This window comes from Dyella humi, from assembly GCF_044904605.1.
Taxonomy (GTDB): domain Bacteria; phylum Pseudomonadota; class Gammaproteobacteria; order Xanthomonadales; family Rhodanobacteraceae; genus Dyella_B; species Dyella_B humi.
In genome coordinates this window covers 682,492-705,133 of sequence record NZ_JADIKI010000022.1, presented here as the reverse complement: position 1 = coordinate 705,133, position 22,642 = coordinate 682,492, and the positions used below count along the sequence as shown (strand labels likewise).

The window sequence follows — 22,642 nt, the reverse complement described above, 5'->3', positions numbered from 1 at the left end:
CCAAGAAATTGCAGTACTTTCGCCTTATAGGCGGCCCCCTGCGTAACGGCACATATCAACGTGCTCGGCCCCATGCACAACCCACAGTTCCTTGGGTGCTTTGGCGGCACTAAACAACGCGTAAGACTCTGTGATCGTCGTATGGCGATCATGGTCACCCACTATCATCAGCTTGGGCATGGACAGATGACCGATATGGTCAATGGGCCGTAGCTGATCTGGATAGATGTCCAGATGCGCGTGCAAGGTAGTGAGCATGACAGGGGCCAGCCATCGCCCCACTCCTCCAAGGTAAATCGTGAGGCGATCAGCTAAGGCTTGCTCAATGGTCGGATAAACCTGCTCCAGCACCACCGCGTCTGCATCCAGGCCAGATCCCGCCAGGATAGTGGCGGCGCTACCCATCGACGTGGCGATGATGCCTATCCGCTCCTCCGGCAACTGCTGGTGCAAATAGCGTAGCGATGCCTTTACATCGTCCGCTTCCCTATAACCGAACGTAATGGCATCGCCGGGGCTTTCGCCCGATGCCTGAAAGTCGATCAGCAGGACGGCATACCTTCCGTTGAAAGCCGGAGAAGCGTGCAGAACGTCCAAGGATACAAAATCGGTTTTGAGTGCTTCGCACAGTGTATTTACGCTGGATTCCCGCTTTCGCGGGAATGACGGCCATGAGGGGACGCAAAGTTTTTCGCAAGATTGGCCCCTCACCCCAACCCTCTCCCCGAAAGGGAGAGGGAGCTGGAGTGCCGCGAGATTTAGGGGATGTCGTCCGAATCGACGGGTGCATCGGCATGGATCTGATTCACTGCTGGCACGGCGACTGCCTTTATCCCTGCGTTATGCAGATGCGAGTTCAACGTTGGCAGGTCTGTACTGTGAATCGATTGCCATTGCGCAATGGCTTTATCGAGATTCGTCTTGTACTGAGCGAACGCCTGCCGCTGCCCATCGGTAGGTGCGCGGTCTGCGCCTTCCACGTCAGCGGCAATGGCAGTCAGCGCGTCGTTCATCGATTCCAGGTTGGTGGACATTTCGCCGTCGCCGGAAACGAGTGGATCGGTTTTCTTGCGGAATGCGTCGATCTCGTCGTGCACCGATTTATGGGCGGCATCGTTACTTAGTTTCTTCTCGGCTTCGTCGAGCTGGCTACGTACGGCATCCACTTCGCCGTGGGTTTGCCATACCTGTTGCAGCGCCGTACCGACTTCGCGCGAGAAGGCGAGACCTTCGGCGAGTGCGTTCTGTTCAACGTTGACGCGCGGATCGGCAACCACATTCAACGGCGCGCGATAGGACTTGCCATCAACGCTGAGCACCACCTGATACTTGCCCGGCAGCACCAGCGGCCCTTCGGGCGTTAGCGGTGTATCGGAATCCCACGTGGCAGCGATGCTGTAGCCGTAAAGCAGCGCCTCTGGGCGTGGATAGCGAAGGTTCCATACGAAGCGATGCGCGCCGGCACTGGTGCCCAGCGTTTCCGGCGAACCGAGCCAGCCTTTTTGGAAGTAACGTTCGGCGGGCAGGTTTTCCTGCTTGTCGGCGCTGGAGTAATGGCGGACCTGCTTGCCGTCGCTATCGAGAATATCCAGCGTGACGGGTCCCTTGGCCGCGCTAGCCAACTGGTAATCGATGATGGCGCCGGCGGGCGGATTCTTGCCGAGCGGTTCGTCGGGCGGCAGCGGCGTGTCCTTGTTTTCGTTGGCGCGCACGCGCACGGCGTCGGCAGGCGTGTAAAGCGCCGTCTTGCGCGTGTCATTCGCGCTGACCTGGCGCAAGGGCGCGATGTCATCGAGGATCCAGATCGCCCTGCCCTGCGTGCCGGCAACAAGGTCGTCGCCGTGGATCAACAGATCGCGTACCCATGCGGTAGGCAGGTTGCGTTGCAGGGATTGCCAATGCGCGCCATCGTCGAGCGAAACGTACACACCGCGATCGGTGCCGGCGAACAGCAGGCCTTCGCGCTGCGTATCGACACGCACCACGCTGACGAAATCATCTTGCGGCAAGCCGGCGGAAATATCCGTCCAGGTTTTGCCGTAATCGTGCGTGCGCCACACGTGCGGACGGAAATCGTCCTGGCGATGATTGTCGACCGCGGCGTACGCCGTACCCTTCTGTAGCGGGGAAAGATCGACTGAGCTGACAATGCCCCAGTTGGGCAGTTCCTTGGGTGTGACGTTCTGCCAGTTTTTGCCAGCGTCGCGGGTGAGCTGGATGGAGCCGTCGTCGGTGCCGACCCAGATTTCGTCGTTGGTGAACGGCGAAGGCGCGATGCTGTAGATCACGCCGTAGCCGCAATCGCGTGCCTGCTGTGCGGTCGGGTTACCTTCGCAGCCTTCGGTCGCGCCCTGTTTCTTCGCGCTGAGGTCAGGGCTGATCACATCCCAGTGCTGACCCTGATCGGTGCTGCGGAACAGGACCTGCGCACCGAGATACAGTGCATACGGAGCCTTGGCGGAAAACGCGATCGGCGTGATCCAGGTGTAGTGGTATTTGAAATCGGTGGGACGCTGGCCATAGCTGTTCACTGGCCACGCGGTGACGTTTTGCACAACGCCGGTGCGGCGATCCCAGCGCGACACGCGTCCGCCGAGACCGGAGCCGAACACGATGTTGGGATCATCCGGATACGGCAGATCGTAGTCGCGCTCATCGCCACCCACTGGGCGCCAGTCGCGATAGGAAATGGAACCGTAGTCGCTGCGGCTGGCGATGCCCACCGTGCCGGAATCCTGCTGGCCGGAATAGATCCAGTACGGAAACTGATTGTCGGCAGCGACGTGATAGAACTGCCCCGTCGGCTGGTTGTACCAACTGCTCCAGCTCTTGCCGCCGTTGACGGTGACGACGGCGCCCTGGTCGCTCGCGGCGATCATGCGCTGCGAATCGCGCGGATCGATCCATAGGAAGTGGTAATCGTCGCCACCCGGCGCACCCTTGAAGATGTCCCAATGCTTGCCGCCATCATCGGAACGGCGGATCGACTGTCCCGCGGAATAGATGCGATCGCGATTCTGCGGATCGACAGCGATGCGGCTGAAGTAATCGTTCGGCAGCCAGGATTCGTGACTGACGGCTTGCCACGTTGCGCCGCCGTCATCGGAGCGGTACAGGCCACTGTCCTTCCCGGGCTTGGCGGAATGCACCACAGCATAGACGCGATTGCCGCTGGCGGCTGCGATGCCGATGCGCGCGAGCGTGCCGGTTGGCCAACCGTTGCCGCTGATGCGCTTCCACGTCGCGCCGCCGTCAGTGGATTTATAGAGACCGCTGCCCGAGCCCGCGTTCGGTTGAAAGTACGACAGCCACGGGTAATTGCGCACCTGCCATGCTGCGGCGTACACGATGTTCGGATTGGACGGATCGGCCGCCATGTCGACGACGCCCGTGTCGGCATCCACGAACAGGGTTTGTTTCCACGTCTTGCCGCCGTCGGTGGAACGATAGACGCCGCGTTCCTTGTTCGGGCCGAAGTAATGACCAAGCACGCCGACCAGCAAGGTGTTCGCATCGTGCGGATCGACCAGGATGCGGCCGATGTGCTTGCTCTCGGTGAGGCCGATGTGCTGCCAGTTCTTGCCACCATCATCGGAACGATACATGCCGTTACCGGCTGCCACGTCATAGCGCGCGGCGACCTGGCCGGAACCGGCGTAGATCACGTTCGGGTTGGATGGTGCCACGACGATGGCGCCGATCGATGCAGCGGGAATGCTGTCGAAGGTCGGCACCCAGGTACGACCGGCGTCGGTCGTTTTCCACACGCCGCCGCCAGCGGTGCCGATGTAGAACGTGTCGGCCCTGGTGGGATCGCCGGCGGCCATGGTGGCCCAGCCACCGCGGAAGGGGCCGACTTCACGCCATTGCAGAGCGCTGCTTACGTCGTTGGGTGTGGATGCATCAGCGTGCAAAGGTGCGGCGCTGGCGAGCAGGCAGGCGCAGGCGATAGCTGAAAGTGGGCGAAGGAAAGAGCGTGTCGACATGCTGGACTCCTGCTGTAAGTAACAAAGCTACAACGTGCCGTCAGAGGCAGCTGTCCCGAACCACGTAAATGTTCCTTGCCGTTATTCCCGCGAAAGCGCGAATAACGGCCTGGCAAAGGGAAGCTCCCAAGCAAGGAACTACCCGTCGCATCAGTCATAGCTCAACGCAAAACCCGTATACCAAGTCCTTCCAAACGCCGGCTCGATCCCATTCTGCCAAACGCGATCAAAGTAACGCCGGTTGGCAAGATTGCTCACGCCAGCCAGCAAACGCAGCGAACGATTCAACTGCCAATCCGACGCCACGTCCACCACCGTATACGCCGGAATGCGCGCCGGCATATAGGTTAGGCCGCTGCCGTAGGTCTGATCGGAATCCTGCCAGTACTGCGCCGCCGAGGAGACCGCGGTAAGGCTGAGCTTCACGCGCTCGTTGCGCCACGTAACGCCGGTCTTGAGCAAATACGCGGGAGAGAAAGCCGGCGTCTTGCCGACCTGCCCTGCAATGGCGCTGGATACGAACCTCGCGTTGAGCAGGCTGACGTTGACGAAGGTGTCCAGGTGTTGACCTTGCGTTGCGTATTCCGTCCGCGCGAAGAAGTCGTAGTCGAGCTGGCCTTCCAGACCGCGACTGCGCGTGTCGCCGGTATTCACGTAGATCGTGTCGATCGCATTGATGTAGCGTGTTTCCAGGCGATTGCGGAAATTGATCCAGTACACGCTCACGTCGTAATACAAGCCATTCACTGGCGCACCGTGCACGCCCGCTTCCCACGACACTGACTTGGAAAGCTGCGCAGCATTCCCCTGCATGAGATTGCTGAAAGGCGGTGCGATGTCGAAATAACGCAACGGACGCCAGCCTTGCGAGACGTTGAAATACGTTTCGTTGCCGTGGCCGAAGTCGTTGCCCAGTCCTAGTCCGAACAACGGCATGTGGCGGGTATCGGATTCGTGGATCAGCGGACGCGAGAGGAATGGCGGGCGCACCGTTTCGTCCACGGCGATACGTTCGTGTTCAAGCCGTACGGACGGCACAATGTGAATGCGATGCGGCAGACGGAACACGTTTTCGGCGAACACAGAAGCGTATTGCGAGCTGCGGCGCTGGTTCAATATCTGCGTGCCGCTGTGATCATCGCGCGCCACGGTCAAATCGGGAGTGCTCCACTGTCGAAACGGATCGCTGCCATGGAACAACACGGTGCCGATGGTGAAGGCATTGCCCTGCCCCCAGTTTTTGCGCAGGCGTACGTCGGTGCCGTAGGTGCGGAATGCTTCGTCCTGCAGCGTGGTACTGCTCGGCGGCGCCTGGCCTGGCAACTGTGCCTTCGCCGCGCGGCTGACCTGGTCCTGGTAGGTGAACCACAGCTTGGCTTCCAGCGACCAGCGGTTGCCGAAGTCATGCGTGTGACCCAGCACGAGCTGATCGCGATTCACCCAGTCGCGGTTGTACGGCGTGGTGACGGTGCGCGGATCCTGTTGCCACTGCGTGTAGCTTAGCCGTCCCGGATCGCCGGATACGGCACTGAAAGCATGAAAGTCCAGCCACCACTGCTGGTGTTCGTCCGGCTTGTACGCCAGATACAGATCGGCCTGGCGATTCTGCGAACCGTCGTTCGCGCGCATGCCGTCGCTGTGCACGTAGCCCGTATCGGCGCGGAACGCCCATGCGCCCTGGTTGCGCTCGATCACGTTGTAGCTGGAGAACAAACCATGCTCGCCAACCACGTTCTCGGTGGACACCGTCAGCGGCGTGCCCGGTGCCGGGCGTTTGGAAACCATGTTGATCACTGGCGCCGGTTCCGGCCCGTACAGCAGGCTGGAGCCACCGCGAATCAGCTGCACTTCAGACAGACTTTGCGTCATCGGAAACGCATAGAGCGTCGGGAAGCCGATCCAGTCGCCTTCCAGCGGGATGCCGTCCTGCATCACCAGCACGAATTCCGATTCCTGCGGATTGCCGATGCCGCGATAGTTGAAGTTGAACTGCGTGGGCGTGGGCTGCTCGGACACCTGCACGCCGGGCGTGCGCGCAAGCGCCTGGTTGAGATTGTTACCGATCACCGTGGGCTGGTTTTCCAGATGCGTCACCGTAGTTTTCTTGGTGACGGTGATCTTGGGGCCATCCACCTCGGGCATCTGATATTGCAGCTTGGCCTTGAGGTATTTGCGCCAGTCTTCACCGTGCACGTTCACGGCGGGCAGGTTGGTAGCCTTGCGGGCGCGCTGGGGTTGGTCGTCGTCCTGCGCGTGCGACGAAAAGGAGACCAGCGAAAGCGACAGGCAGAACGGCAACGCGGCGCGACGCAGGTGCAACATGCGAAATCCCGGCAACGGCAAGACAGCCGTGTCTTATCGCGCATGCGAGTGCGCTTGGCTATATGCCATCGGTTTACCCTTTGGATTCCTTGTCCATAGCGTTACATTGCAGTGGCCGCTCCCTCTCCCCTCCGGGGAGAGGGTTGGGGTGAGGGGCCAACCTCGCGAGAAGGTCGCGCAATCACATGGACGTCATTCCCGCGAACGTGGGAATCCATCTTGTCCTTGGGCAAAGCGAAAATGGATTCCCGCGTTCGCAGGAATGACGGCGCATGATGGGTTATGCGAAGCAGGCAAACTCGAGGCAAGCGTGTCCCCTCACCCCAGCCCTCTCCCCGGAGAGGAGAGGGAGAAACCCACTCCCCGCAAGAGATAATGCCCCGTGCACCTGCGCCGCCTCGCTCTATTCTCGCTCGGCATATCCACAGCACTCGCCGCCCACGCCACCGTCGATCCCTCACTATTTCAGGACCTGCACTGGCGACTGATCGGCCCGTTCCGCGGTGGCCGCGTGCTGGCGGTCAGCGGCATTCCCGGCGACGACCGGCATTTCTATTTCGGTGCGGTCGATGGCGGCGTATGGAAGACCAATGACGCCGGCCGCACGTGGCAGTCGATTTTCGACAACCAGCACGTCGGCTCGATCGGCGCGCTGGCGATCGCACCCTCACGACCAGACACCGTTTACGTCGGCACCGGCGAAGCGGACATGCGCTCGGATATCGCGCACGGCAACGGCATGTACAAATCCACCGACGGTGGCAAGACGTGGCGCCGCATCGGCCTGGAGGACAGCAGGCAGATCGGGCGCATTCTGGTCGACCCGCACAACCCCGACGTGGTGTACGTCGCGGCGCTAGGCCACGCCTACGGGCCGAATGCCGAGCGCGGCGTGTTTCGCTCTACCGATGGCGGTGAGCACTGGGAAAAAGTGCTGTTCAAGGACAACGACACCGGCGCAATCGACATGGCGTTCAAGCCGGATGATCCGAACACGATCTACGCATCGCTGTGGCAGACGCGCCGTCCACCGTGGAGCGTGTATCCGCCGTCGAACGGACCGGGCAGCGGCTTGTACGTGTCGCACGATGGCGGCTCGCATTGGACGCAGATACAGGGCAACGGCTTTGCGGCGCATCCAGGCCGTATCGGTCTAGCTACTGCAATGAGCGATCCGAACCGCGTCTACGCACTAATCGATGCAGGGGACGGCGAAGGCGGCCTGTATCGCTCCGACGACGGCGGTGCGCATTGGAAGCATGTCACGGACGATCAACGCATCTGGCAGCGCGGCTGGTATTTCAATCGCCTTACGGTCGATCCGAAGAATGCCGATCGCATCTACGTGATGAACACCATCGTGCTGCGCTCGGACGATGGCGGCAAGCAGTTCATCGCGCTGAAAGGCGATCCCACCGGCGACGACTTCCACGAGATGTGGATCGACCCGACCAATTCGAATCGGCAGATCCTGGGCGTGGACCAGGGCACGCTGATCACGCTCAACGGCGGTACCACCTGGAGCAGTTGGTACAACCAGCCCACCGCGCAGATCTATCACGTCAGCACCGACAATCGATTCCCGTACTGGGTGTATGGCGCGCAGCAGGATTCCGGCGCGGTGGCGCTGCCCAGCCGCGGCGGTAGCAGCGATGGCATCACCATGCAGCAGTTCCACGAGATCACGCCCGGCGGCGAAAGCGACATGATCGCGCCCGATCCGGACGATCACGACATCGTCTACGGCGGACGCGTGGACAAGCTCGACATGCATACCGATCAGGTGCGCAACATCGATCCCACGCTGGCCTACCCGGCTGCGCATTATCGTGCGGCATGGACGCTGCCGCTTCAGTTCTCCAAGCGCGATCACAAGGTGCTGTATTTCGCCAATCAGCGACTGTTCCGCACGGCCGATGGCGGGGAGCATTGGGCGCCGATCAGCCCCGATCTCACCCGCCCCGATGCGGGCGTTCCCTCCACTCTCGACGCACCCACGGCCGCCGACGACAACCACGTCGACAAGCAGCGCGGCGTGATCTATACCATCGCGCCCTCGCCGCTCGATGCAAAAGCCTTGTGGGTGGGCACGGATGATGGCCTGGTGTGGCGCACCGATGACGAAGGCGCGCACTGGAACAACGTGACGCCGAGCGCATTGACGCCGTGGTCGAAGGTGGGTGGCATCGAGCCTTCGCACTTCAGCCCGGACGTGGCCTACCTTGCTATCGATCGCCATCGCCTCGACGACGATGCGCCTTACATCTACCGCACCACCGATGGCGGCAAGAACTGGACGCGCATCGACAATGGCATTCCTTCCGACAGCTTCGTCAACGTGGTGCGCGAAGATCCGGTACGCAAGGGTCTGCTCTATGCCGGTACTGAAAAAGGCATGTACGTATCGTTCGATGACGGTACGCATTGGCAAGCGTTGCAGCAGAACCTGCCATCGACGTCCGTACGCGACATCGACGTGCATCAGGACGATCTGGTGATCGCCACGCACGGTCGCGGTTTCTGGATCATGGACAACGTAACGGCACTACGGCAGATGGACAGTGCAAACACCAATGCCGTCACGCTGTTCAAGCCGATGGATGCCTATCGCGTGCGTCATCCCGCATTCACGGGCACACCGATGCCGAAGGACGAACCGCTGGCGGCCAATCCGCCGGATGGCGCGATGATCGATTACGCGCTGCCGCAGCACGTGAAAGGACCGGTCACGCTGACGATCTTCGACGCGCAACACAACAAGGTGCATAGCTTCAGCAGCGACGACAAGCCGCCGATGCTTGATCCCGTCAAGCTCGAATTCGCGCCGGAATGGGTACCCGTGCCCACGCCCCTGCTCACTACGCCCGGGATGCATCGCTTCGTGTGGAACCTGCGTTACGCCGCCAAGGGTGAGGCGAAGCCGCGCAGACGCGCGAAAGACGGCGTATGGGCGCCGGCCGGCGACTACATTGTGGAGCTGACGGTGGATGGACGCAGCTACAAGCAGCCGCTCACCGTGAAGCCTGATCCGCGCGTCACGGTGACAGTGGCGGCCATGCAGCGTGAATTCGAACTGGCCGGCAAGGTGGAAACGGCGTCCGCACAAGCCTCCAAGGCCGGCACGGAAGCCAAGCAGCTGCTGCAGGCGCTGGACGATCGCCAAGCACACGCCAGCGGCCCGCTGCATGATCAGATCGCGGCGCTGATTGCACAGATATCCGACGTTTCCGGTATGCCGCTGCACGACGATCCGCGCAACACGATAGGCTCACCGCCGCATCGCACGGATAGCCTGCGCGCCCTGTCGGCGAATCTGGAAAAACTGCTTAGCGCGGTCGACGATGCGGATGCCGATCCAAGTACGGATGCGCAGGCGTCTTATGCAACCTTGACGCAGACGCTGGCCCATACGCTTGATGAGTGGCAGCAGCTGAAGCAGCACGATGTAGCTGCGCTCAATGAGAAGTTGAAGGCGGCGGGGCAGAAGGCAATCTCCCTCTGATCACGGTATACGGCCCCTCCCCCTGCTTGCAGGGGGAGGTTGGGAGGGGGTGAACACTTGCGGGAGGGCGTGAGGCAAGCACTCACCCCACCCCAACCCTCCCCTACAAGTAGGGGAGGGAGTGGTATTCGACGAGCATGACATTCACCGCGCCGCCAGGCGAGCCTGCACTTCCGCATAAATCCGCGCACGCTTGGCGGAAAACCAGCCCAGCACGCCGGTCACCGGCATCGGCTGCAAGCCGGCAAGACGCGCGTGCGCAACGCGCAGCAAATGCGCGCCGTGAAACTCCTGAAACGTCTCGGCAAGCGCCGGCGTGTGAAACGGCGTTTCCACGTATTCGTCCAGCACGGTGCCGAGCACCGCAGCGGCGCGGCGCGCGATGTCCATGTTGGCGCGCGTCACCTGCGTATCGCCGACGGGCACGTGGTACGCCGCTTCGATGGTGCGTGCGAGTTGATGGAATTCCGTGGCATGCAGCGGGCGGCAATAGATCGGCGTTTTGGCGCGCGCGATGAGCCATGTCTGATCCATGCGCGCCAGCGCGCCGGAATTGTTGGTGGCGATGTCCAGCGCATTGCTGTAGCTGTAGCCGTACTCGGCCATCAGTTCGATGGCCAGCTCCTCGCGCACCATGGGTTCGCCACGACGCGCGCCATCGCGCCCGTACCAGCGGATATATTCGGGCGTAACCTGCTGGAAGCTGCCGCGCGGCGGGCGCTTGAACAGCCATTCCTCCGCTTCGCCATGCAGATGCGTATGCACCGCTTTCATGCCGGAGGCGCGCGCAGTGAGCACGCGATCCATCAGTACTTCGGCAGTCACCAGTTCGTGGTGGTAGTCGCCGAACATGCTGTCGTCATCCACATGAGCGAAATACACGAAACGGATGTGCCGAACCACGCGCGCGGCGCGACGTGCCCGCTTGGCCGGATCGTGCAGGCGACGTTTCCACGCGCGTCCGTCTCGCACGGTTTGGGAACCATGCGCCGAAGGAAGATCATCAAGCAATTTGCCGACCTCGCGGTCAGACACTTGTGCAACATTCACGGTATCGCCATTGAACGGCCGACCCGACAAATCCGATTCACACACACCGGCACCCTCGAACTGCAAGCGCGACGACATCTGCCGCGGCGCTAAGCGTTGAAAGAAAACATCCGTTGCGCGCCTCGGCAGCGCGATGTAGCACTTCTGCCCGCAAACAGCCGCACATGACCGTGCGCACCGGAGCACTTGCTCCCGCACGCCGCGGACAACACTGCGAATACTTTCGCGGTAAACGGATCAACCGGTGGGGAAGCCGGCCGATGCCTCAAACTCCATGCGCCAGGAACAGCCCGGATAGGTCCGGCATGCACGCAGCCGCTTCATGCGGGATCCGCGCGATAAGGAAAGCCGTAGTGAAGTCCAACGCGAATGCCGAGGGGGAATCGCTTCGCGGAACCACACACGCACACGTGACGCGTTTGCCGACCTGGCAACGACCCGTGAACGGCCTGGAAGCCGAGCATTATAACGAGAACTAGCTCACAAACGTTAAATTCATGACCTATGGCCCATGCATTCTCGAAGCATACGTATGCATGGACCGGTGGCGTCGACCGCTTATATCGACGGCGGCCCCTTCAGCTCGATCATGTTGCCTTGCGGATCAAAGAGATAAATGGAAGGACCCTCACCCTCGGCGCCGTAGCGGTTACCGATCTCGCCGATGCGCACGTTATGCGCCTTCAGATGCGCCACGATGGCCGCTTCGTCATAACCTTCCACGCTCAGGCACAGGTGATCCATGTTGTGCCCGGCCGTACCCGGTCCCGCGCCGCCTTGGCGACCGAGCTTGCCGTCGATGCTGACCAAGTCGATGAGCGAGGTACCGGCGCGCAGCTGCACCAAGCCTAGCGCTTCCTGGCGACGCTCCACTGTGCAGCCCAATACATCGCAATAGAACGCCAGCATGGTGGGAATGTCGTAGGCGCGCAGGACGACATGGTCGAGGTGGTCGAGGCGGAAAGGTGGCTTGTTCATGATTTGCGCTCGCCGATGAGTGAACCGCTGCGCTTATAAAGTCGTGCGTAAAACGCAGGTTTCAAGGCAAGGATGCCCCTCACCCCAGCCCTTCCTGGGAGGGAGCTATGACGCTGCGGCGCGAGGTATAATTGCCGCCTTGATGTACACGGTGGGAGAAGCGGGCAAACACCCGCTGCCGAAGGCGCAACGCCCGTAATCGCTCAGGCTCCATACCGCCGTGGACCAAGACTCTGGAGAGACCGGTTGAATCCGGCGCCGAAGGGGCACGAAGTACAGGCACATAAACCCTGGCTTCCAAACTCTCAGGCAAAAGGACAGAGGGGCGCCCCGCGTGCGGCCTGCACGTTTTCTTCGGACGCCCTTGCCTATGAGCCAGACTACTTCCCCTTCCCTGCGCGAACTCGAGCACCACAACGCTTTCATCGAGCGTCACATCGGCCCCAACGATGCCGAAATCGCGCAGATGCTGCACGCGATCGGCTACGACTCGCTGGAAGCCATGACCGACGCGATCGTGCCGGGCCAGATCAAATCCAAGCAGCCGCTTGCAATGCCCGAAAGCATCACGGAAGAAGAAGCGCTGGCGAAGATCCGCGTTATCGCGCGCAAGAACAAAGTGTTCAAAAATTTCATCGGCCAGGGTTACTACGGCACGCTCACGCCGAACGTCATCCTGCGCAACATTCTCGAAAATCCCGCATGGTACACGGCATACACGCCGTATCAGGCGGAGATCTCGCAAGGCCGCATGGAAGCGCTGATCAACTTCCAGACCATGGTGGCCGATCTCACCGGCATGGATATCTCCAACGCTTCGCTGCTGGATGAAGCCACTGCCGCCGGCGAGGCGATGACACTGGCCAAGCGCTCGGCAAAGTCCAAGAGCAACGTGTTCTTCGTCGCCAACGACGTGCATCCGCAAACGCTGGAAGTGCTGCACACGCGGGCGGACGGCATCGGCATCGAACTGCACGTGGGTGACGCCGCGGAAGCGTCCAGCGTCGACAGCTTCGGCGTGCTGCTGCAATACCCGAATACGTATGGCCAGATCCATGACTATCGTGCGGTTGCCGATGCAGTGCATGCGCGCGGCGGCATCGTCGCCGTGGCAACGGATCTGCTGGCACTGACGCTGATCGCTTCGCCCGGTTCGTGGGGTGCGGATATCGTGATCGGCAACAGCCAGCGCTTCGGCGTGCCGTTCGGCTTCGGCGGTCCGCACGCCGCATATCTAGCCTGCCGTGATGCATACAAGCGCTCCATGCCGGGTCGCTTGATCGGCGTGTCGGTGGATGCAGAAGGCAAGCCGGCCTATCGCCTCACGCTGCAGACGCGCGAACAGCACATCCGCCGCGAGAAGGCCACCTCGAACATCTGCACCGCGCAGGTACTGCTGGCGGTGATGGCGAGCATGTATGCGGTGTACCACGGGCCGGAAGGCCTCCAGCGCATCGCGCGCCGTACGCATCGTTACGCCGCCATTCTTGCCGCCGCGTTGCGCCGCGCCGGCATGACGGTGGGCACCGATTTCTTCGACACCCTGCACATCACCAACGTGGACGCCGATGCGATCCGCGCCAAGGCAGTAAGCTTTGGGCTCAACCTGCGCCAGATTCACGGCCAGAGCGTGGGTATCAGCCTGGACGAAACCACCACGCGCGCCGACGTGCTCGCACTCGCCAAGCTGTTCGGCGCCGAGATCGTCGACATCGATGAAGCGGATGCCACCACGCCGGACGAACTGCCGGCCACGTTGCTGCGCAAGGAGCCGTTCCTGCAGCATCCGGTGTTCAACACGCATCACAGCGAGCACGAATTGCTGCGCTACATGCGTTCGCTGGCCGACAAGGATCTGGCGATGGATCGCACCATGATCCCGCTGGGCAGCTGCACCATGAAGCTCAACGCCACCGCCGAGATGATTCCGGTGACGTGGCCGGAATTCGGCAGCATCCATCCGCTTGCACCCGCCGATCAGACGCAGGGCTACAAGCAGTTGATCGAAGAGCTGGAAGCGATGCTGGTGGAATGCACCGGCTATGACGCAGTGAGCCTGCAGCCGAATTCCGGCGCGCAAGGTGAATATGCGGGACTGCTCGCCATTCGCGCGTATCACCGCTCGCGCGGCGAAGACAGGCGCGACATCTGTCTGATTCCCGAATCCGCGCACGGCACCAATCCGGCTTCCGCGCAGATGTGCGGCATGACCGTGGTGGTCACCAAGTGCGATAGCAACGGCAACGTCGACATCGACGATATTCGCGCCAAGGCGGAGAAGTATTCCGATCGTCTCGCCGCGCTGATGATCACCTACCCCTCCACACACGGCGTGTTCGAAGAAGACGTAGTGCGCATCTGCGAGATCGTGCATCAGCACGGCGGCCAGGTGTACACCGACGGCGCCAACATGAATGCGCTGGTTGGAGTGGCCAAGCCCGGCAAGTGGGGCTCGGACGTCTCGCACCTCAACCTGCACAAAACCTTTTGCATTCCGCACGGCGGCGGCGGCCCGGGCGTAGGCCCGTGCGCGGTGAAGTCGCATCTCGAACCCTTCCTTCCCCGCACGCTTGGCGGTGAAGGCAAAGTTGGCATGGTGAGCGCGGCCAGCTTCGGCAGTGCCAGTATCCTGCCGATCTCGTGGATGTACATCACGCTGATGGGCCGCGAAGGTCTGCGCAAAGCCACGCAGGTGGCGCTGCTCAACGCCAACTACATCGCCAAGCGCCTGGCGTCGCACTACGAGACGCTGTACACCGGTCGCAACGGCCTGGTGGCGCATGAGTGCATTCTCGACCTGCGCCCGCTGAAGGACAGCACCGGCATCAGCGCCGAGGACGTGGCCAAGCGCCTGATTGACTTCGGCTTCCACGCGCCCACGCTGAGCTTCCCGGTGGCCGGCACGCTGATGGTGGAACCGACCGAAAGCGAATCGCAGCACGAGCTCGACCGTTTCATCGACGCGATGATCCAGATCCGCGACGAAATTCGTGCCATCGAAGACGGCCGCCTGGATCGCGAAGACAATCCGCTGAAGAACGCGCCACACACCGCCACCATGGTGACCGGCACCGAGTGGACGCACGCCTACCCGCGCGAACTCGCCGCCTTCCCGCTACCCAGTCTGAAGCTGCAGAAGTACTGGTCGCCGGTGGCGCGCGTGGATAACGTCTACGGCGACAAGAACGTGATGTGCGCGTGCATTCCGATCGATGCGTACAAGGAAGAAGCCGAGGTGTAATCGCGTCGCACGACCGAGCCCCTCTCCCTCCGGGAAAGGGGTTGGGGTGAGGGTACGATCAGCGCGCGATTACGCAGCCTTGCGCAAGTCGTCAGCATTGCGCCTCGCCCGAACCCTCACCCGCCTCTCGGCACCCTCTCCCGGAGGGAGAGGGACTCAATCAGGGAATTTCATCGCACACCGTTACATCCAGCCTACGTACTGATTTCCGCCTGCGCAGGCACAGCGCAATGCAAACTGGCGCAGATCACACGCAGCAACTCCGCTTCCGTCGATGTAACAACGCCGTCGGCACGAATCGCGCTGAGCAGGCTCTGGATCAGGATTTCTTTGGCGGCGTGCATCAAATCGTCGAGATCATCCAGCGCACGATCAAAGGGGGTTTGCCAATCCAACGGCAAGGTCTGCCAGTTGACGGTCATGCCTGGAAACGCCTGATTCATCGCAAGCAACCATGCACGACGTGCAGCGGCGTCATCGTTGCTACCGTAGGTCGCTACGACAGCGCATACGAGGGTCACGCTGTCGCGACACGCAGGCAGTTTCTTCTGCCCGTCGATCGGCGCTCGGTTCGGCTTCATCGCCTCGAGCAGATGCATGCGCAGCAGTCGCACCAGGCAATAGTCGTCCAGACTCACCAGCGGATCGATGCTGACGACGGCATCCAATGTTTCCAGCAAGGTGTGCAAGCGCCCCTGCGGTAGTTGCTTGAGCGCCGGGAAAGCGAGCGATACCAGCGGCATGCGCGATGCCGACGGCATGGCTGCTTTGTCGCCGGCAAGCTTACTTACGGTGGACTGCACGTCATCGCCGAAGGCGTTGGCGATCAACCGCTTCTGCTTCAGTTGAAGCTCATCATGCGCCGACATGGCGAGCGCCAGCGCCAGGGCAAGCGCGGATTCGGGCTGCCTGGCAGCGTCGGTCAGGTGCGCTGGAATGCCTTGCTGCAGGGTCGCGACATGTTGCAAGACCTTGTCCTTCGGCTCGGCAACGTCCTTCGGCTCGGCGACTTTTGGCGCGACGGACGACTGCGCGGCAAGCACGGCAGCCCCAACCTGGCCGGGCCAGTCCAACGGTGGCAAGAAATGATCGGCTGACTCCTTAGTGCTCGCTTCCTTATTTTCGGCCGGCGGAGATTCACGCATCTGTGCTTCGAGTGCGGCCAGCTCATGCTCGCGAAACCAGGGCTCCAGCGTGTGAATACGTGTCAGCAAGGGCGGATGCGTGGCGAACCAAGCATTGAAATCATCCACATCGCCGAACATCATGTGCGCGACTTCGTGACGGTTCGCCGTCTGCAGCCGCGATCCCTCTTCCAGCACGGCGATCTTCTTCAGCGCGCCGGCAATGCCACGCGTTTGCCGAGTGAATTGAACAGCGGATGCATCGGCGAGTTCCTCGCGCGATCTCGCCACGGCAGCCTGAATCAACCGGCCAAAGAAATGCCCGATCGAACCGATGACGATGAGCGCAATGCCGAGCAGGAAATATCCCGACAGCTTGCCACCGTTATCGTCGTCATCCCTGCTAAAGGAATAAGAGTTGCCGCCCGTCCACGCAATCTGGCGACCGATGACCGACAGCGCCATGATGCCGAACAAGAGCCCCATCAGGCGGATGTTGAGCCGCATGTCGCCGTTCAACACGTGGCTGAATTCATGCGCGATCACGCCCTGCAATTCGTCGCGCGTCAGATGATCCAGGCAACCCTGCGTCACGCAGATGGCAGCGTCGGAAGCCGAATAGCCCGCAGCAAACGCGTTGATGCCGGGCTCATTGGGTAAGAGGTAAATGTCTGGCACCGGTGTGCCCGACGCAATCGCCACTTCCTCGATCACGTTGCGCAGTTGACGTAGTTGCGGATCCTGCGTGTCGGGCAGCACTGGCTGGCCACCGACATCTTCGGCCACCGCCTTGCCGCCCTCGGAAAGGCTGCTGATGCGATACCACGCGCAGCCCGTGATGACACCAAGCACGGCAACGGTACTGATCGTAAGCAGCGGGAATATGTGCGGCGCCGGCACTCGGCCGAAGTGTCGCGGATGCCCGAACACCAGCAGCACCAGCATGTCCACCGCGATCACCATGGCGAGCACCGCCGCGATGAACAGCAGAACCAATACGCGACTGCTGCTGCGCACGCGAGCCTGTTCGGCGAAGAAATCCATCCTGCCCCCTCCAGGTAGGATCAACCGCTATCGACAACGTCGAGCGATCAGCTGAAAGAGACCTTGGGCACTTCGCGCACGGCCGCATCTTCCACCTGCAACAGCTGCGCCGGCGCAAAGCTGAAGCTGTTGGCGACGAACGAGGCGGGAAACACTTCGCGGCGATTGTTGTACGTCATCACCGCATCGTTGTACGCCTGCCGGGCGAAGGCGACGCGGTTTTCCGTGGAGGTGAGCTCCTCGGAAAGCTGCATCATGGTCTGGTTGGCCTTCAGATCCGGATACGCCTCGCTGAGCGCGAACAAGCGTCCCAAGCTTTGATTCAAGCCGTTTTGAGTAGCGGTGAGCTGCTCCATCGCATCGGGATCGCCAGGGTTTCGCTTTGCATCAGCCAACCCTTGGACGGCGGCGTTGCGCGCCTGGATGACGGCTTCCAGCGTGCCGCGTTCATGCGCGAGATACGCTTTGGCCGTTTCCACCAGATTGGGAATCAGATCGTGACGTCGCGTGAGCTGAACGTCGATCTGCGCAAACGCATTCTTGTAGCTGTTCCGCGCCGTAACTAGCCCGTTGTAGAGCGAAACAACGTAGACGATGACCAGCACGATCAACGCCAAAAAGACGAACAGACCCATCGATATTCCCCCTGCGGCATGGTGCATGCCGTCACCTGGTCAACCAGCATCCGGCCACGTTTACCTTGCTTCAGAGCGTAGCACGAAAAAATATCGCTTCCGCTACGCCCTACAAAGACGCAGTGTTAACCGTTTTTCTTCAGCCAAACGTCAACTTCGGGCAAGCGATGCTTGTGTTTAAGCCTGTCGATCGCGGTTGAGGTGCGTACCGCCTGTCTGATAGCTGCTACCGGCCTTGGGCATCGGCAGCTTCGCTTCGTCACCCATGGGATTGGCTACTGCTTTTTGCCTGGTGTCATCGTCGAAACCATGGTGCGGAAGAGCCTGCCCCGTGCCGCTGATACCGCCTGCACCGCCCGCGCTCTGCAACGCGCGCGACACGGAGCGAAGCTCGACCTCATTGCTGCGCTGCCGATAGGAAGTTTTTTCCATGTTGCTGCCGCGACGGTTGTCGGATGAACGATGTGCTGTCATGGCATGTACTCCGTTGCGGATAGATGCACAGCGTGAACCTTCAGCAGTCAGGGATTCGTCGATATGAGGTACACGTTGCCGTAACCCGGCTAGCCGGCGCCGGGGAGCACTGCAGGTGGATCGAATGCCGTACGCATCGCCAGTTCATAGCGATTCCGGCCGTTGCTCTTGGCCCGATAGAGCGCACGATCGGCCTCATCCAGCACCGCCACCGGATCCATAGGTGTCTGCGGCGTCTGGGTGGCAATGCCGACGCTCACCGTGATGCGCCCCAGCGGACAGGCGGGATGAGCGATCTGCAGCCGCTCGATGGTATCAATCAACCTGCGCGCCACCTCCTGCGCAGCCTCTGCGCTGGTATCAACCAGCACGATGGCGAATTCCTCGCCGCCATAGCGCGCAACAAGATCGTGGACACGCACCCGACTGCGGCTCAAAGCGCCTGCCACCTGGATCAGGCAGGCATCGCCGGCTATATGGCCGAGGCTGTCGTTGTATTGCTTGAAGAAATCGATATCGACCATCAACACCGAGCAATGGCTTCCGGTTCTGTGCCCTTCTTCCAATGCTTCCCGCAGACGCGTGTCGAGCGTCGTGCGATTGGCGATGCCGGTGAGCGGATCGCGTCCCACCTGCTGCTCCAGGCGCCATGTGCTCAGGTCGACGGCGCGTTGCCGGTCCATGTTGCGACTCTGGATAAACGCCATGCGCAATCCGTAGAACAGTACCGCGGCACATCCCACCAGCAGACTGAGAACGAAGTTGATGCGTGACGCGCTGATGCCGAGCATCACCACCATCATCGACAGGAGGATGGGCGCAAAGGATGCGATGGTCTGCGAAACCGCCAGCGAAGGCCTATACGCGCGCAGCCAGCGCGGTGGCTGTCGCAAGGCCACCACCACCAGCAGCGCATGGGGAATGTCGATCAGCGAGCCCGCCCACCATGGCAAGCCATGCATTTCGATACGGTTGTAGATAGTGGCAACCGTTGCATTGACCAGCAGATAGGCGCTGGCCGCGTAGTAGAAGAAGCGCCAGCGAAAACTGCGCCCGCCGAACAAGCGCAGCATGGCCATGATGGCCAGCGAAAAATCGATGGCATCCGCCAGATAGACCACCACGTAGATGCTGGAAGGATCGGAGGCCAGCGGACCGCTCAGCATCTTGGTGAAGAACTGATACACCAGTACTGCCACCATGCACGACAGCACCAGGTCCAGCACCGCTACTGCGCGCGGCTCGTTCAAAGCAAACGAGCGCGTCACCATGAACATGCACGGGATCACGTACAGGCCGGAGAGCACCGTTGCGAGCGCAGCGAGGTAGCCGCTTTTGTCGCCCAGTTCCGTCGCCAGCAGATTGGTGCCCGCCCATAGCACCTGCATCAACACGGCCAAACCCAGCAGCAGCCAGGGCATCCGAATCAGCGACGGGCTGCGCCGGTAGCGCGTAAAAACCGCCCACACAGCCGAGCCCTGCACCGCCAACATGGCCAGTTGGGGCCACATATCCTGCGCGTGACCGCTCCGGTTCGCCAGAACCAGATGTACGATCAACAGCAGAACAACTAGCCAGACAACGCGCAAACGGATGAGTCCTCTAAATCAGGATAAAAGCGAAGGTAGGGCGGCTATGGACAAAATGTGTCACTTCAGCGGATGGATTCCCGCTCGAAAAACCTTTCGAATAGGGCAACCACATGCTTGATGTGTGACCGCGTTCAAGCCCGATCCCCTCTCCTGCCATAGCGTCAACATGCGCTATCAATCAACTAAGCAAGTTACAGGCCGCGCGCCCCATCCACCAGCTTGCAGGTGTCCCAAAGCCCTCGCTATCGGCGGGCATGACAGTTGCATACGTAAGGATTTGGCGATCGGTTAAGTCCACAAAGGGATATCGCCCGGGCTTGGCCTTTTATCGCATGCCGCTTTGACCATCAGACATAACCAAGGGAATCGGGGGGATTCATGTCATCGATGCAAGCACTGGAAAACGCTCGCGCCATCCTGGCGGAGGCGGACGCAAAGCTGGACAAGCTGCGGGGCATCGAGCCCTACCTGATCGATCTGTCACTACGCGAAAACCCGGTCGGCTCCAACGTCGGACAAACGCTCGCGGACAAACTGAGCATTCTGCCGAAGCTGCGCGCATTCGGTTTCAAGCATATTTCGCTCGGCACGCTCGATTACGACATGCCGGACGAGCTGGAAGTCGACGACGACTTCATGCGGCACCTCCATGCGCACGATATCGACATGACCGGATGCTTTGCGTTTACCGCGCTCGGCATCGAGAAGGATGGTGTTTTCACGCCCAGTCCATCGCAGGGCAAGCTGAAAAACTACGGCGTGCCCAACACCGTGCACGAGATTTATCTGAGCAAGGACGGCATGGCCAAGTACGGCGTGTACGACTTCGAAACGCTTTGCCGCAGCTTGCCCGCCAGTATCCGCTGGCTGCAGGAAAACATTCGCGGCGACCATGGTGGCGCGCCGCGCATCTTCATCAACATTGTCGACGGCTGCGACGCTTTCGCGAGTAATCTGGAAGAAACCTGCCAAGCGCTGGCGCTGCTGGCGGAGCAACCCATCGCAGGCGTCACCATCGAAGACGATCGCGGCACCTTCCTGCCCTTTCAAGTGGGCGCCTATGTGAAGGTAATCCGCAACTTCTTGCCGCCGCCATTCAAGATTCTGGTGCACATCCATGGCGGCGCGGGTTTCGAAAATGCTTCGGTCATGGAAGCATTGCTCAACGGCGCGGACGGCATCTGGGGTGGGTTGCCCAAGCGCGCTGCGATCATCGGCCATGCGTCGATCGGCGAACTGCTCGCCAACCTGGCGCGCCTGGGCAATCCGCACGTCGAATCTTTCGACATGGAAAACTTGCTGCCGCTGGCGACGCATCTGCAGGAACTGGATGAAAAGGGTGCGGTGCCGGACGATCTGCCCATCCTGGGACACAACGCCTATCGCCTCACGTTCACCGCTTTCCGCCAGACCACGCACCGCTTCATGGATCTGGCGCCGGAAATGCTTGGCGGACGCTACGGCTATCGCGTCTGCGCTGTTATCAGCGACTGGCCGGTGATCGCCCATCGTCTATCGGAAATCACCGGGCGATCTGTCGATGATTTTCCGGAGAAGCCCATGCGACAAATGATCCGCCTGATGCGCCGCGACCTGCGCGCGGGCGAGCGTATCGATTACGACAAGCCGCCGCAGTTACTGCAGCTCTACGAACGCGCCAAGTCGAATCTCGAGCAACCGGGTCCGCCTTCGTCCTCAGCGGATCACGTATCTACCCTCTCTTGATCGACCCAGCATGGAACATGTAATGAACATGATCGAAAACAAGTTAGAACTCGACGCCACCACTTACAAGACGCTGCTGGAATCGACGCGGGCCATTCCCTGGAAGATCGACTGGGACACGATGCAGTTCGCCTATATCGGTCCGCAGATCGAAGATCTGTTGGGCTGGGCACCCGATAGCTGGATCTCCGCGCAGGATTGGGCCGACCGCATTCATGCGGAGGATCGCGACTGGGCGGTGAATTTCTGCCTGGCGCAATCCAAGGCCGGCGTGGACCACGAAGCCGACTACCGCGCGTTGAAGAAGAACGGCGACTTCGTATGGATTCGCGACGTCGTGCACGTAGTACGCCGCGACGATGGCTCGGTCGATTCACTGGTCGGCTTCATGTTCGACATCAGCGAACGCAAACGCACCGAAGAGCAACTCGCCGCACTACGCCGCGAGCTGGAAGAACTGTCGTTCAAGGACGGCCTGACCGGCGTCGCCAATCGCCGTCGCTTCGACGCGGTAATGGAAAGCGAGTGGACCAGTGCCTGTCGCAACAAACAGCCGCTATCGCTGCTGATGCTGGATATCGACTTCTTCAAGCAGTACAACGATCGCTACGGCCATCTGGATGGCGATCAATGTCTGAAACGCATTGCTCGGCTGATCACCCTGGCCGGCGAACGCCCGCGCGATTTCGTCGCCCGTTTCGGCGGTGAGGAGTTCGTAGTGGTACTGCCCGATACCAACGAAAGCGAGGCCTACAAGATCGCTTCCCGCTGCCGTGACCTGATCGCCAGCGAGCATATCCCGCACGAAGGCTCCGGCATCAGCAAACACGTCACCGCCAGTATTGGCCTTGGCACCATCATTCCCGAATGCAGCGATGAAGCCCACGCGTTCATCAAGCTGACGGATGGGCGCTTGTATGAAGCTAAGCAGCGTGGGCGGAATACGATCGTGAGCGAGTGACCGGCGGC

At 61.1% G+C, this 22,642-nt stretch carries 13 protein-coding genes and 2 riboswitches; of the genes, 4 read left to right on the top strand and 9 right to left on the bottom strand.

The window, feature by feature from the left end:
- Positions 1–24 precede the first annotated feature (24 nt).
- The 3 genes from ISP18_RS08165 to ISP18_RS08155 form a co-directional block, all read right to left on the bottom strand.
- Positions 25–597 carry an alpha/beta hydrolase gene (locus tag ISP18_RS08165; RefSeq protein WP_380009258.1) on the bottom strand — a complete coding sequence of 191 codons (573 nt, stop codon included), beginning with the start codon at positions 595–597 and terminating at the stop codon, positions 25–27.
- A 161-nt stretch (positions 598–758) separates the two neighbouring features.
- Positions 759–3,986, bottom strand: a complete 3,228-nt coding sequence (locus ISP18_RS08160) for a WD40/YVTN/BNR-like repeat-containing protein (RefSeq protein WP_380009256.1) — start codon at positions 3,984–3,986, stop codon at positions 759–761.
- Between the two features lie 150 nt (positions 3,987–4,136).
- A complete protein-coding gene (locus tag ISP18_RS08155; protein ID WP_380009253.1) occupies positions 4,137–6,308 on the bottom strand; it encodes a TonB-dependent receptor family protein in 2,172 nt (723 codons plus the stop codon).
- A 382-nt stretch (positions 6,309–6,690) separates the two neighbouring features.
- Here ISP18_RS08155 and ISP18_RS08150 point away from each other — a divergent pair, with 382 nt between their 5' ends.
- Positions 6,691–9,810 (top strand): WD40/YVTN/BNR-like repeat-containing protein, encoded by a 3,120-nt coding sequence (locus tag ISP18_RS08150; protein ID WP_380009250.1) that lies wholly within the window; start codon positions 6,691–6,693, stop codon positions 9,808–9,810.
- Between the two features lie 144 nt (positions 9,811–9,954).
- Here ISP18_RS08150 and ISP18_RS08145 read toward each other — a convergent pair whose 3' ends face one another.
- Together ISP18_RS08145 and ISP18_RS08140 are read right to left on the bottom strand one after the other, a co-directional pair.
- Complete coding sequence (locus tag ISP18_RS08145) at positions 9,955–10,938, bottom strand: hypothetical protein (RefSeq protein ID WP_380009247.1); 984 nt, start codon at positions 10,936–10,938, stop codon at positions 9,955–9,957.
- 480 nt (positions 10,939–11,418) lie between these two features.
- Positions 11,419–11,838 (bottom strand): VOC family protein, encoded by a 420-nt coding sequence (locus ISP18_RS08140; RefSeq protein WP_380009244.1) that lies wholly within the window; start codon positions 11,836–11,838, stop codon positions 11,419–11,421.
- 142 nt (positions 11,839–11,980) lie between these two features.
- Positions 11,981–12,066: riboswitch (glycine riboswitch) on the top strand.
- Positions 12,067–12,069: 3 nt separating this feature from the next.
- Positions 12,070–12,161, top strand: a riboswitch (glycine riboswitch).
- Positions 12,162–12,208: 47 nt separating this feature from the next.
- On the opposite strand from ISP18_RS08140, the gene gcvP reads away from it, so the two are divergent.
- Entirely contained in the window at positions 12,209–15,079 is a 2,871-nt protein-coding gene (gcvP, locus tag ISP18_RS08135; RefSeq protein WP_380009241.1) for an aminomethyl-transferring glycine dehydrogenase, read from the top strand.
- Between the two features lie 194 nt (positions 15,080–15,273).
- Here gcvP and ISP18_RS08130 read toward each other — a convergent pair whose 3' ends face one another.
- The 4 genes from ISP18_RS08130 to ISP18_RS08115 all read right to left on the bottom strand — a co-directional run bounded on the left by ISP18_RS08130 (position 15,274) and on the right by ISP18_RS08115 (position 19,867).
- Positions 15,274–17,247 carry a M48 family metallopeptidase gene (locus tag ISP18_RS08130; RefSeq protein ID WP_380009238.1) on the bottom strand — a complete coding sequence of 658 codons (1,974 nt, stop codon included), beginning with the start codon at positions 17,245–17,247 and terminating at the stop codon, positions 15,274–15,276.
- A 47-nt stretch (positions 17,248–17,294) separates the two neighbouring features.
- Positions 17,295–17,882 (bottom strand): LemA family protein, encoded by a 588-nt coding sequence (locus tag ISP18_RS08125; RefSeq protein WP_380009236.1) that lies wholly within the window; start codon positions 17,880–17,882, stop codon positions 17,295–17,297.
- A 177-nt stretch (positions 17,883–18,059) separates the two neighbouring features.
- Positions 18,060–18,356 carry a hypothetical protein gene (locus ISP18_RS08120; RefSeq protein ID WP_380009233.1) on the bottom strand — a complete coding sequence of 99 codons (297 nt, stop codon included), beginning with the start codon at positions 18,354–18,356 and terminating at the stop codon, positions 18,060–18,062.
- Between the two features lie 89 nt (positions 18,357–18,445).
- Positions 18,446–19,867 carry a GGDEF domain-containing protein gene (locus ISP18_RS08115; protein WP_380009230.1) on the bottom strand — a complete coding sequence of 474 codons (1,422 nt, stop codon included), beginning with the start codon at positions 19,865–19,867 and terminating at the stop codon, positions 18,446–18,448.
- 459 nt (positions 19,868–20,326) lie between these two features.
- On the opposite strand from ISP18_RS08115, the gene ISP18_RS08110 reads away from it, so the two are divergent.
- Positions 20,327–21,673, top strand: coding sequence for a beta/alpha barrel domain-containing protein (locus ISP18_RS08110; RefSeq protein ID WP_380009227.1), 1,347 nt, complete (start codon positions 20,327–20,329; stop codon positions 21,671–21,673).
- 22 nt (positions 21,674–21,695) lie between these two features.
- Entirely contained in the window at positions 21,696–22,634 is a 939-nt protein-coding gene (locus tag ISP18_RS08105) for a GGDEF domain-containing protein (protein ID WP_380009224.1), read from the top strand.
- Positions 22,635–22,642 lie beyond the last annotated feature (8 nt).

Coding starts and splice junctions, on each gene's coding strand:
- ISP18_RS08160 (WP_380009256.1), bottom strand. CDS start 3,986: ATGTCGACACGCTCTTTCCTTCGCCCACTTTCAGCTATCGCCTGCGCC.
- ISP18_RS08155 (WP_380009253.1), bottom strand. CDS start 6,308: ATGTTGCACCTGCGTCGCGCCGCGTTGCCGTTCTGCCTGTCGCTTTCG.
- ISP18_RS08145 (WP_380009247.1), bottom strand. CDS start 10,938: ATGTCGTCGCGCTTGCAGTTCGAGGGTGCCGGTGTGTGTGAATCGGAT.
- ISP18_RS08140 (WP_380009244.1), bottom strand. CDS start 11,838: ATGAACAAGCCACCTTTCCGCCTCGACCACCTCGACCATGTCGTCCTG.
- gcvP (WP_380009241.1), top strand. CDS start 12,209: ATGAGCCAGACTACTTCCCCTTCCCTGCGCGAACTCGAGCACCACAAC.
- ISP18_RS08130 (WP_380009238.1), bottom strand. CDS start 17,247: ATGGATTTCTTCGCCGAACAGGCTCGCGTGCGCAGCAGCAGTCGCGTA.
- ISP18_RS08125 (WP_380009236.1), bottom strand. CDS start 17,882: ATGGGTCTGTTCGTCTTTTTGGCGTTGATCGTGCTGGTCATCGTCTAC.
- ISP18_RS08120 (WP_380009233.1), bottom strand. CDS start 18,356: ATGACAGCACATCGTTCATCCGACAACCGTCGCGGCAGCAACATGGAA.
- ISP18_RS08115 (WP_380009230.1), bottom strand. CDS start 19,867: ATGTGGCCCCAACTGGCCATGTTGGCGGTGCAGGGCTCGGCTGTGTGG.
- ISP18_RS08110 (WP_380009227.1), top strand. CDS start 20,327: ATGTCATCGATGCAAGCACTGGAAAACGCTCGCGCCATCCTGGCGGAG.
- ISP18_RS08105 (WP_380009224.1), top strand. CDS start 21,696: ATGAACATGATCGAAAACAAGTTAGAACTCGACGCCACCACTTACAAG.